General features: G+C 45.8%; 10 protein-coding genes. 5 read left to right on the top strand and 5 right to left on the bottom strand.

Annotated elements, in window-relative coordinates; translation table 11 throughout:
* Positions 1-76: 76 nt before the first annotated feature.
* The 4 genes from hslR to J4N42_RS00325 all read left to right on the top strand — a co-directional run bounded on the left by hslR (position 77) and on the right by J4N42_RS00325 (position 5,376).
* Positions 77-463 carry a ribosome-associated heat shock protein Hsp15 gene (hslR, locus tag J4N42_RS00340; RefSeq protein ID WP_252028957.1) on the top strand — a complete coding sequence of 129 codons (387 nt, stop codon included), beginning with the start codon at positions 77-79 and terminating at the stop codon, positions 461-463.
* Between the two features lie 30 nt (positions 464-493).
* On the top strand, positions 494-1,369 hold the full coding sequence (gene hslO, locus J4N42_RS00335; protein WP_252028956.1) for an Hsp33 family molecular chaperone HslO: 876 nt from the start codon (positions 494-496) through the stop codon (positions 1,367-1,369).
* Positions 1,370-1,704: 335 nt separating this feature from the next.
* Positions 1,705-3,333, top strand: a complete 1,629-nt coding sequence (pckA, locus tag J4N42_RS00330; protein ID WP_252028955.1) for a phosphoenolpyruvate carboxykinase (ATP) — start codon at positions 1,705-1,707, stop codon at positions 3,331-3,333.
* Between the two features lie 123 nt (positions 3,334-3,456).
* The gene (locus tag J4N42_RS00325; protein ID WP_252028954.1) at positions 3,457-5,376 is read left to right on the top strand and encodes an AsmA family protein; all 1,920 of its coding nucleotides are present in this window, start codon (positions 3,457-3,459) and stop codon (positions 5,374-5,376) included.
* Here J4N42_RS00325 and J4N42_RS00320 read toward each other — a convergent pair.
* The 5 genes from J4N42_RS00320 to typA all read right to left on the bottom strand — a co-directional run bounded on the left by J4N42_RS00320 (position 5,373) and on the right by typA (position 10,244).
* A complete protein-coding gene (locus J4N42_RS00320; RefSeq protein ID WP_252028953.1) occupies positions 5,373-6,296 on the bottom strand; it encodes a bifunctional GNAT family N-acetyltransferase/hotdog fold thioesterase in 924 nt (307 codons plus the stop codon). The genes J4N42_RS00325 and J4N42_RS00320 overlap by 4 nt on opposite strands.
* 70 nt (positions 6,297-6,366) lie before the next feature.
* Positions 6,367-6,801 carry a D-aminoacyl-tRNA deacylase gene (gene dtd / locus J4N42_RS00315; protein ID WP_252028952.1) on the bottom strand — a complete coding sequence of 145 codons (435 nt, stop codon included), beginning with the start codon at positions 6,799-6,801 and terminating at the stop codon, positions 6,367-6,369.
* Positions 6,773-7,705 carry a virulence factor BrkB family protein gene (locus J4N42_RS00310; RefSeq protein WP_252028951.1) on the bottom strand — a complete coding sequence of 311 codons (933 nt, stop codon included), beginning with the start codon at positions 7,703-7,705 and terminating at the stop codon, positions 6,773-6,775. The genes dtd and J4N42_RS00310 overlap by 29 nt, the downstream gene beginning before the upstream one ends.
* Positions 7,706-7,793: 88 nt before the next feature.
* The gene (locus J4N42_RS00305; protein ID WP_252028950.1) at positions 7,794-8,327 is read right to left on the bottom strand and encodes an AAA family ATPase; all 534 of its coding nucleotides are present in this window, start codon (positions 8,325-8,327) and stop codon (positions 7,794-7,796) included.
* A gap of 87 nt (positions 8,328-8,414) precedes the next feature.
* On the bottom strand, positions 8,415-10,244 hold the full coding sequence (gene typA / locus J4N42_RS00300; RefSeq protein WP_252028949.1) for a translational GTPase TypA: 1,830 nt from the start codon (positions 10,242-10,244) through the stop codon (positions 8,415-8,417).
* A gap of 500 nt (positions 10,245-10,744) precedes the next feature.
* Here typA and glnA point away from each other — a divergent pair, with 500 nt between their 5' ends.
* The gene (glnA, locus tag J4N42_RS00295; protein ID WP_252028948.1) at positions 10,745-12,154 is read left to right on the top strand and encodes a glutamate--ammonia ligase; all 1,410 of its coding nucleotides are present in this window, start codon (positions 10,745-10,747) and stop codon (positions 12,152-12,154) included.
* Positions 12,155-12,258: the final 104 nt, after the last annotated feature.

The raw sequence follows: 12,258 nt of genomic DNA, 5'->3' as shown, positions 1-12,258 counted from the left end.
AAAACTGGGAGCACAACACCATTGTTACCAACATTAATCGATAGTATGCCGAATAAATTAGAGGTGTTTCTTCACAATGAGTTCCAATTCAGTTGCCGTTAGACTTGATAAATGGTTATGGGCCGCAAGATTTTATAAAACCCGCTCTATCGCTCGAAACATGGTTGACGGCGGTAAAGTCCATTATAATGGTCAACGTAGTAAACCAAGCAAGATAGTTGAGCTTGGCGCAACGATTACCCTAAGACAGGGGCATGAAGAAAAAACCGTTGTGGTCGAAATTCTATCAGATCAACGCAAGGGCGCTCCTATCGCGCAAACACTGTACTCAGAAACGTCCGAGAGTATTGCCAAACGAGAGCAAAATGCCATGCAGCGTAAGCTTCATGCTCACAACCCTAGCCCTGAACGTCGCCCTGACAAAAAGCAGCGTCGCGACATCATTAAGTTTAAACACCAGTAAGCTCCACACATTCTTGAGAGGAATAGCCTGATGGCAAACAACGTTTTAAATCGCTACTTATTTGAAGACCTATCAGTACGTGGTGAGTTGGTACAAGTTGATGAAGCGTACCAACAGATTATTTCCAGCAAGGAATACCCAGTAGCAATTCAAAGACTACTCGGTGAGCTACTCGTTTCAACTACCCTTCTTACCGCCACACTGAAGTTCGAAGGTTCAATCACTATGCAACTGCAAGGTGATGGCCCTGTATCACTGGCTGTAATCAATGGCGACCACGACCAGAAAATCCGTGGTGTCGCTCGCTGGGATGGCGATATTGCTGATGATGCATCAATCCTTCAGTTGATGGGCAAAGGCCACTTAGTAATCACTATCGAGCCAAAGAAAGGCGAACGTTATCAAGGTATCGTTGGTTTAGAAGGCGATGATCTCGCTTCTATTCTAGAAGGCTACTTTGCTAACTCTGAACAGCTTAAAACGCGTATTTGGATTCGCACAGGTGAAGTAGAAGGCAAAGCACATGCAGCAGGTATGCTACTGCAAGTCATGCCAGACGGCACAGGCTCCCCAGATGACTTCGAGCATCTAGAGCAATTGACCGACACAGTGAAAGATGAAGAGCTATTCACTCTTGAAGCAAACGAACTTCTTTACCGTTTGTACAACCAAGAGAAAGTGCGCTTGTTTGAGCCACAGCCTGTCGTATTCCATTGTGGTTGTTCACGCGAGCGAAGTGGCGCAGCAATCATCACAGTCAGTCAAGATGAAATTTATGACATTTTGGCCACTGAAGGATCAGTTTCTTTACATTGTGATTACTGTGGCACGAATTACTCGTTCGATGAAGGTGAGATCAAAGAGCTTTACCGTCACGCATCCTCTGGTAACGATACGCTGCATTAATTCGCCTTAAACAACAAGCTAATTAGCACTGAGAAAAAGCCAACTTTATGTTGGCTTTTTTTGTGATCAAAGCCTGACAAATCAAGGCCTACAAGCGACCGAATAGCGTACTTAATTTTTTGATATTAATAATTCATTTGATCTAGCGCAAAGGTTTGCGGGCGGGATAAAATAGCAGTACCAATATGTGACGGGACGCTTAAACCCCACAAAAATCATGGATATATTTTGAGCTATATCCCTGTTTGTCGTAAGACCCGTTGCTAACATGGTGAGCATATAAAAATTAAAAATACTTACAAAATCCCTACAAAATATCCTAATAAGGAGCACCTATGACCGTTATGGAACATACAAAGGCTGCAACAATTGATCTTACCAAGCACGGGCTGCAAAACGTCAAAGAGGTTATTCGTAACCCTAGCTACGAAATGCTGTTCGAAGAAGAGACTCGCGCTGATCTAGAAGGCTACGAAAAAGGCGTAGTGACAGAGCTAGGCGCCGTCGCCGTGGATACTGGTATTTTTACTGGCCGCTCACCAAAAGATAAATACATCGTTAAAGACGCAACTACTGAAGAACACATGTGGTGGACATCCGATGCGGTGAAAAATGATAACAAGCCAATCGACCAAGCAGTATGGAACGATCTTAAAGCGAAAGTGACTGAACAACTGTCTGGCAAGCGTGTATTCGTCATCGACGGATACTGTGGTGCCAATCCTGATACTCGCCTTAGCATTCGTGTCATTACTGAAGTCGCTTGGCAAGCGCACTTCGTGAAAAACATGTTCATTCGTCCAACGGAAGAAGAGCTAGCAACGTTCGAACCTGATTTCGTAGTCATGAATGGTGCTAAGTGCACTAACGAGAAGTGGGAAGAGCATGGTCTGAACTCTGAAAACTTCACTGTCTTCAACCTAACTGAGCGCATGCAACTTATTGGTGGTACTTGGTACGGTGGTGAGATGAAGAAAGGTATGTTCGCAATGATGAACTACTTCCTTCCGCTTAAAGACATCGCATCAATGCACTGTAGCGCTAACATGGGTCAAGACGGCGACGTGGCGATCTTCTTCGGCTTATCGGGTACGGGTAAAACAACCCTGTCTACCGATCCTAAACGCGCACTAATTGGTGATGACGAGCACGGCTGGGATGACGATGGTGTCTTCAACTTTGAAGGTGGCTGCTACGCAAAAACCATCAAGCTTTCGAAAGAAGCTGAACCTGATATTTACAATGCAATCCGCCGCGATGCACTTCTTGAGAACGTGACCGTTCGTTCTGACGGTTCGATCGACTTTGATGATGGTTCAAAAACAGAAAACACTCGTGTTTCCTACCCACTTCACCACATTGAGAACATCGTTAAGCCTGTATCAAAAGGCGGTCACGCAAATAAAGTGATCTTCCTATCGGCAGACGCATTTGGTGTATTACCTCCAGTTTCTAAGCTGACACCTGAGCAAACCAAATACCACTTCCTATCAGGCTTTACAGCAAAACTTGCGGGCACTGAGCGTGGAATTACAGAGCCAACACCAACATTCTCAGCTTGTTTTGGTGCTGCTTTCCTAACCCTGCATCCAACTAAGTACGCAGAAGTGTTGGTTAAACGCATGGAAGCTGCTGGTGCTGAAGCTTACCTGGTCAACACAGGTTGGAATGGCAGCGGCAAGCGTATCTCGATTCAAGATACACGTGCGATCATTGATGCCATTTTAGATGGCTCAATTGAGCAAGCGGAAACTAAGCACATCCCGATCTTTAACCTAGAGGTTCCAGTGGCGCTACATGATGTTGACCCTAACATCTTAGATCCACGTGATACTTACACCGACCCTCTACAATGGGAAAGCAAAGCAAAAGATCTAGCGGGTCGCTTTATCAACAACTTTGATAAATACACCGATAATGCTGAAGGTCAGTCTCTGGTTGCGGCAGGCCCTCAACTAGACTAATCGCAACACGCGATAAAACTGTTAACTATGCTACAAGCCCCTCTAAAGAGGGGCTTTTTTTATTGAACAGTTGCAGCATTTGTTTCAAGCTAACAGCACACTCATAAGGATTTGGTTAGAGCTTTGGCTAAGAAACTACTGACTGCATTAGCAGTTGTGATAATTGTTATAGCGATCGGCATTGCAGCGCTGTTTACTGTGTCACAAACCCCTTATTCCGCCAAGCTAGCAAACTATCTACTCCAGCAACGTTATGGCAATGACGTTCAGATTGAGAGTGTCCGCTACCAAGCCCCTTTCCACTTCACGGTTAAAGGCTTAACACTCCAAACGAATTCCAATCCTATTTACATCCCACAGACAGATATTTGGTTTAACTCTTCACTTTTCAAAGATAACAAGCTGCAGATTGATAGCGTACTGATTGATGGTCTAAGCCTACAAGATCAGGAGCTTGCCAAGCTGCCCATAGATAATATTGAACTGCACCAACTGGCACTGAATAACTTTGATTTCTCCAATCAAGACGTTGTTGCACGAGGAGTTAATGTACAGATCAAGCAGCCACATTGGGATAAGCCAACGCAACACATTCCGTTTGGTGATATTCAGCTTTCAGCCGAACAGATCTATTACTACGGCGAAGCTCTGAACTCGTTATTGATCGATGCGGAGCTAAAACAGGAAAACAGCACCATTTATGGCGCCTCTTTCCGCTGGCGCGGGGCTGATATTTCAGGGCAAGCAGAACAATTTCCACAAGGTTGGTCGCTGATTAATGTCACTATCAACCACCTAGTTCAGCCTGACACCGACGTCTTAAGCCAAGTTCAGCCCGTCGTTGCACCTTGGCTGGCAAATATCTACCACATTAACAGCCTGGACATACTAGGTAGCAGTTTTCGCTTTGCTGGCATGACATTGACTAACCTAGACGCTTCGCTAGAGAACCTTGAGCTCAGTAGATCGGCTTGGGAACAACCCGAGGCGTACTTATCGTTTAATGCTGAAAGCATAGAGTTGCGCCAACAAAAGGTCATCAGCCCAACAGCGACACTCAATTTCAAACCCGATACGATAGAAATTGAAGACTTCGACAGTGATTACCTACAAGGGCGAGTGCAGCTATCAGGGCACCTTAGCCCCTCTGACATTCATCTGTCTACGCTAAGGCTTACCGGGCTTAAACTGCTTGAAGATACTGAAGATACGCTTCAGTTCATTTCTGATTACCTAGGTGAACCCGACACCCTCATCGTCGATGCTCTCGAAATTAATCGCAGCCAAATAATCCAATTGGAGCAATCACCATATTGGCAGCTTTCTGGCGTGAGTGTAGAAGGGAAAGAGCTTGAGTTGATTCGTGAGCGAAAACTAGGGCTTTGGCAAGGAAAGCTTAGCGCATCTGCCAATAGCTTAAGCTATGGAGATACCAGCGCGACTCAGGCAATTTTTTCTGCTCAATCTCATCAAGGCTTGTGGCAAGTCGATAGGCTTTTTGTTCCTTTAGAGCAAGGATATTTAGACGTAACAGGCCAATGGGATAGGCAGCAGCCTAGCGCACCTTGGCAGCTCTCCGTTCATGGGGATGGGCTACCGACCGAACTGTTTAGCTACACCAAATTATTACCATTCAAGCTAGATGGGTTAGCTGAGTTAGAATTAGAACTACAAGGCTTGTCTGGAGATCAATCTGCTTTGGCCCACTCTCTTTCGGGACAAGTCGATCTCAAACTCAGAGACAGCTTGTTAGTGATACAAGAACAACAATCACAACACAATCGGACTCTATTCCAACCCTTAGACTCCGCCAGCATTCACGCAAAAGCCGATCGCGGGCGAGTGACGATCGCTAGTACGAATATTGAAGGGACGGAGCTAAACGCAAACTTCTCGGGAGAGCTAGACTTAGTTAACCCAGAGCAAGCAACGCTCACTCTAGAACTCAAACAAAAATGCCAGACAGTCACTTCTAATGTGCTGTCTGGCATCAATCAGTTTGCCGATAACTGCTCAGAGAAAGCATCTGAAGCGGTGGACTAAGCCTCAGCAGTTAATCGTTGCTTGTAGTTTGGCAATAGCATGTACGTACCGACAAACTCTACCGCTGGCTTGTCACCACTATAGATGGTCACGTTAATTACGATACGTGCTTTTCTACCGGAGGCTAACCTATCTAGGTCACCACTAATTCCATCGAGGGACGTCGAGGCCACTGGATTTTGCTCTACCGGATGGCGATAGCGAATTTTACTGTCGGCCAGCACAATATCACCTTGTAAGCCTCGCTCTTTCAGCAGCAGCCAAGTCATCCCCCAGCCGGTAAGGGTTGCCAAAGTAAACGCAGATCCTGCGAACATAGTGTTGTGTGGGTTAAGGTTTGGGTTTAACTGTGCACCACACTCAAACTGATAACCCGTATACTGGTTAATCTTGATACCCATTTTGTCACTGATTGGGATCTGGTTTTCCCAGCGCTCTTGCAGTTCAGTACACCATTCAGGCTTTCGCAGTACATTGGCCATAGGGTCAAGTTGCTTCACCATCTGCTGGTGTCTAACCGGGCCACGTTGATCATTCAGTTCACCACGCGGTTCAAACTCATTTTTTTCGTAAAAAGAGATCGCATCTTCACGCGCATTACAAACTAAACGCTTCGCTCCTTCCTGGCGCGCCAGTGATTCTAGCGCCACTAGCACCAATGAGCCCATACCTTTGCTGCGGCGATTGCTTTTCACCGCCATATAGCGGATCTGACCTTCGTTATCGGGAGTAATATACAGGCGACCAATCGCCATAGGGCGACCACGACCATCCACAATCATTCGATGGTGACTCATTGGGTCGTATTCGTCACGCTCCGAACCAATTGGCATACGCCATGGCTCTCTTAGCATTTGCCAGCGAAAGTGGTAATACTTATTAAGCTGGTTATCTGTTTTTGGCGTAATCAGTTTAAACATGAATTCATCCCTAATTGCCTAGCCGCTTAGCTTGTATCAATGCTTTATGCAACCAGCGCTTATTCCTTTATTAAACCTGCAACCAAAACGTCACTGGGCCATCATTAACCAGCGATACTTTCATGTCCGCTGCAAATTGACCACGTTCCGTTGGCAAGACGCCTTCGCACTGCTCGGCAAAATACTCGTACAAACGCTCCGCATCTGCAGGATGAGCACCGCGTGAAAAACCAGCGCGAGTCCCTTTTTTGGTATCTGCTGGTAATGTAAATTGAGACACCACCAACACCTTTCCGTTCACTTGTTGAACATTCAGGTTCATCTTGCCAGCTTCATCTTCGAATACACGATACGTGGTGACACGCTCCATAAGACGTTTCGCTTTCGCTTCATCATCGTCTTTTTCTACGCCAAGTAATACAAGTAGACCTTTGTCTATCTGCCCAACGACTTCACCGTCCACTTTTACCGCGGCTTCACTCACTCTTTGAATCAGTGCGATCACTACAACTTCCTATCGATTGCTCTGGGTTACGTTGGCTAGAGTGTACCATGTCCGGCTCTTGACTCCAGTGTGACCTCTCGCCCATTGCGGCTGTCACTTCTGCACCAATCAACACGATTAGCCAGCACAAATACACCCACACAAACAAAATAGGAATCGCCGCCAACGCGCCATAAATCAGCTGGTAAGAAGGGAACTGAGTAATGTAGGCAGCAAAGCCTTTTTTGCTCAACTCAAACAAGATCGCAGCTACAATCGCCCCCAACATCGCATGGCGAAAGCGTACTTTTTTGTTAGGAACAATCAGATACAACCCCACAAAAGCAAAAAAGGACAGCAAGAAAGGTAACCAGCGAAGTAATAAGTTATACACCCCAGAAACCGCATCGCTTTCTAGTATTTTTAACGACGTAATGTAAGAAGTAGCAGCAATGCTGGTACCGACTAACAGCGGGCCCAAGGTAAGCACCATCCAGTACATAGAAAACGAGAACACTGCCCGACGTTTGTGAGTCACTCGCCAGATATAGTTAAGGTTCGAGTCGATATTTGAGATCAACATTAACGCTGCGACAAATAAGAACACACTACCTACCGCGGTCATTTTTCCGGTATTCGCGACAAACTCAATAAGCGCTGCACGAACCGCATCACCAGCAGCTGGCACAAAGTGAGTAATCACAAAATCTTGAATCACTTCCCCTGCATCTGAAAATACCGACACAGAAGAAAGGACAGAGAGAAGTACCGTCAACATAGGAACAATCGACAGCAAAGTGATATACGCTAGATAACCGGCATTGACGTTAACGCGGTCATGTTTCATCCGCGCCAATAAATAGCGAAAAAAGTGTACCGTAGTGGTGATGGCTGGGGGCCACTCGAATGGTGCTTTCGGTAGCATGTACTTCAATCCTTGATCTCATGGTCTGGCCAAGCAAGCCTAACAATCCCTTTGGTCATCTATCATCTCACAGAATGAATTCAATGCCCTAATCTAGTGATTGTACATGATTATCAATGAATAAGGTGCGCTGTTCAATGCAGCCCCAAGGTACCTCTACCACTTGAAAGCCTAGGTTGAGGTATGTGTGGTGAAGTTGTTTGTGAATGTCTAAAGCTTGCGTAAACGGGTAAGGGCGCACCTCATCTTGCACATATATAGAGGCTTCTGGACGACATAAAAACGCCACCGTTTGGTACCCTTGGCATGCATCTATATAGTGCGAAGGTATATCGATACCTGCTTGGGTTAAATAGGCGCAGACATCAGGGATAGCACGATCCATAAAGCTTGGCACCTGCACCACAAGAGCGCTCTGTTTTTGCTCACTCATCAACTCAAAACACAGTTTGGCAAAAGCCGCTAAGTCGTGCCAAGGCAAAATTCCGTGTTCTAACCGGCTCTGCTGCTCTATCAACGTTCTCGAGGCTTCCTCAAATGTCGTATAGCCTCTATCACTTAGTGCATTAATGAGTGTGGTTTTCCCCGCACCAGGACCACCTGAAATAATAAATGGCTTCATCTATTTGCTCATATTGAGTCAATAAAAAAGGGTGAGAAGTTTCCCTCTCACCCTTCAATCTAATCACGAAATCAACCTAACTAGAGATTACTTCGCTCCGCGTGATGCACGCTTACGATCACTTTCCGTTAGGAATTTCTTACGAATACGGATGCTCTCTGGAGTTACTTCTACTAGCTCGTCATCATCGATGAATTCTAGTGCTTGCTCTAGCGTCATGATGATTGGCGGAGTAAGAACCTGTGCATCATCCGTACCTGACGCACGAACGTTGGTTAGCTGCTTACCTTTTAGTACGTTAACCGTTAAGTCGTTGTCACGGCTGTGGATACCAACAACCATGCCTTCGTACACTTCAACACCATGGCCAATAAACATACGGCCACGCTCTTGTAGGTTGAATAGTGCGTTAGTTAGCGCTTTACCCATGCCGTTAGAAATCAGTACGCCGTTGATACGTTGACCAATTTCGCCACCTTTGTGTGGACCGTAGTGATCGAATGTATGGTAAAGCAGGCCAGAGCCAGATGTTAGCGTCATGAATTCAGTTTGGAAGCCGATCAAGCCGCGAGATGGCATGATGAAGTCCATACGTACACGACCTTTGCCATCAGGAGCCATATCAGTTAGCTCACCTTTACGCAGACCGATGTTCTCCATGATGCCGCCTTGGTGCTCTTCTAGCACATCGATGGTTACCGTTTCGTACGGTTCCATTAGCTGGCCATCTTCTTCTTTGATGATTACTTCAGGGCGAGATACCGCAAGTTCGAAACCTTCACGACGCATGTTTTCGATCAAGATCGATAGGTGAAGCTCACCACGACCTGAAACGCGGAATTTGTCTGGATCATCGAGTTGCTCAACACGCAGTGCTACGTTGTGTACTAGCTCTTTTTCTAGGCGCTCTAGGATGTTACGTGAGGTTACGAATTTACCTTCTTTACCCGCAAACGGAGACGTGTTTACTTGGAACGTCATGGTTACTGTTGGTTCATCAACAGAAAGTGCTGGTAGTGCTTCAACTTGGTTTTGCGCACAGATAGTGTCTGAGATTTTCAGCTCACCAAGACCTGTGATTGCAACGATGTCACCTGCATTCGCTTGCTCAACGTCGTGACGCTCTAGACCAAGGTAACCCATTACAGTACCCACTTTACCGTTACGAGTTTTGCCATCAGCGCTCACTACAGTTACTTGCTGATTTGGCTTAACGCTACCACGAGTCACACGAGCAACACCGATAACACCAACGTAAGAGCTGTAATCAAGCTGAGAAACTTGCATCTGTAGAGGACCGTCTAGGTCAACTTCTGGCGCCGCCACTTCTTCAACGATAGTTTCGAATAGTGGTTCCATGTCTTCGCCAGTTTCGCCTTCTTCTAGAGAAGCCCAACCGTTAAGAGCTGAAGCGTAAACGACTTTAAAGTCTAACTGTTCGTCAGTTGCGCCTAGGTTATCGAATAGATCGAATACTTGGTCCATTACCCAATCAGGACGTGCGCCTGGGCGGTCGATCTTGTTGATAACAACGATTGGCTTTAGGCCATGAGCAAAAGCTTTTTGCGTTACAAAGCGCGTTTGTGGCATTGGGCCATCAACTGCGTCAACAATAAGAAGCACAGAATCTACCATCGACATGATACGTTCTACTTCACCACCGAAGTCCGCGTGTCCCGGAGTATCTACGATGTTGATACGGTAATCGTTCCAGTTAATTGCTGTGTTTTTAGCAAGGATGGTGATACCACGTTCTTTCTCGATGTCGTTCGAGTCCATGACTCGCTCTTCAGTTTCACCGCGAGACTCAAGGGTACCTGATTGCTGTAGTAGTTTATCAACCAGTGTTGTTTTACCGTGGTCAACGTGCGCGATGATCGCGATATTTCTTAATTTATCAATCTGTGGAGTAGCCATGGATTTAGATTCACTTATAAAAGAAGCAGCCCTCTTAAACCGAACATTTAACGAGCACTGCCTATTTGATTAAAAAAACGACCGTAATGTACCAGATTCTAGCGAAAAACCTAGAAATATGTGATCTATCACGGCAGTTTTCGTCTGTTTTAAGACTAGGCGAGGAGTTGATTTGGAACAAACTCGAATCAGGTACACAGAAATACGATTGACATAGTCAGCAAAGAAAGGCTGAATGGTATGCGGTGTTTGAGTCATATTGGTGCAGCAATCAACATTTGCACCAATAAAGTGCAGAAAGAGATCATTTTGGTGCACCAGAACGCACCAAAAACACCACAAACAGCTTAATACATTGAAATTAATGGATTAATTTTTTTGGCACGATTTTGGCTTTATGAGAAATAGCATCGATTAATAAGATTGAAATGAAATTAATCAATGCTGGATTCACCCGAATCGGGCTATTACCGCTTTAATAACACTGGAGGTTATCCAAGATGTCAGTAGAAAACGTTCTATCGCTGATCCAAGAAAACGAAGTTAAGTTTGTTGACCTACGCTTTACTGATACTAAAGGTAAAGAGCAGCACGTATCTATCCCTGCTCACCAAGTTGACGCAGACTTCTTTGAAGAAGGTAAGATGTTCGACGGTTCATCAGTTGCTGGCTGGAAAGGTATTAACGAGTCAGACATGGTAATGATGCCAGACGCATCATCTGCTGTTCTTGACCCATTCACTGAAGACGCAACACTAAACGTACGTTGTGACATCCTTGAGCCTGCAACAATGCAAGGCTACGATCGCGACCCTCGCTCTATCGCTAAGCGCGCTGAAGACTACCTACGTTCAACAGGTATCGCAGATACAGTTCTAGTTGGTCCTGAGCCAGAGTTCTTCCTATTTGACGATGTTAAGTTCGCAACTGACATGTCTGGTTCTTTCTTCAAGATCGATGACATCGAAGCAGCTTGGAACACAGGTTCTGAAATCGAAGGTGGTAACAAAGGTCACCGTCCTGGCGTTAAAGGTGGTTACTTCCCAGTAGCTCCAGTTGATTCTTCTCAAGACATCCGCTCTGCAATGTGTCTAATCCTAGAAGAAATGGGCCAAGTGGTAGAAGCACACCACCACGAAGTAGCAACAGCTGGTCAGAACGAAATCGCGACTCGTTTCAACACGCTAACAGCTAAAGCTGACGAAATCCAAGTTTACAAGTATGTTGTACATAACGTTGCTCACGCATTTGGTAAAACAGCGACATTCATGCCTAAGCCACTTGTTGGCGACAACGGCAGCGGTATGCACGTTCACCAATCTCTAGCAAAAGATGGCGTTAACCTATTTGCTGGTGATAAGTACGGCGGCCTATCTGAAATGGCGCTTTACTACATCGGTGGTGTTATCAAGCACGCTAAAGCAATCAACGCATTTGCTAACGCATCAACTAACTCGTACAAGCGTCTTGTACCAGGCTTCGAAGCACCAGTTATGCTTGCTTACTCAGCACGTAACCGCTCTGCTTCTATCCGTATCCCAGTGGTACCAAGCCCGAAAGCGCGTCGTATCGAGCTACGCTTCGGTGATCCATCAGCGAACCCATACCTATGTTTCGCAGCGATGCTTATGGCTGGCCTTGATGGCATCAAGAACAAGATCCACCCAGGCGAAGCAATGGATAAAGACCTTTACGATCTACCAGCTGAAGAAGCTGCAGAAATCCCAACAGTTGCTTACTCACTAAAAGAAGCGCTAGAGTGTCTAGACGCTGACCGTGAGTTCCTAACAGCTGGTGGTGTGTTCTCTGACGACTTCATCAACTCGTACATCGACCTGAAGTCTCAAGATGTTGAAAAAGTTAACATGACGACTCACCCACTTGAGTTCGAACTGTACTACTCTGTTTAATTCAGCGTCTTTACGGTTAGATCACAAGATCTCATTGGAATACCATGTAACCCAATGACCAAATATTAGGCTCGCCTCGCAGGCGAGCCTTTTTTGTATTTTTC

This window comes from Vibrio sp. SCSIO 43135 (assembly GCF_023716665.1).
In the GTDB taxonomy this organism is placed as follows: Bacteria; Pseudomonadota; Gammaproteobacteria; order Enterobacterales; family Vibrionaceae; genus Vibrio; species Vibrio paucivorans.
Note: the sequence above shows the minus strand (reverse complement) of the source record. Positions and strands in the feature narration are given on the sequence as shown.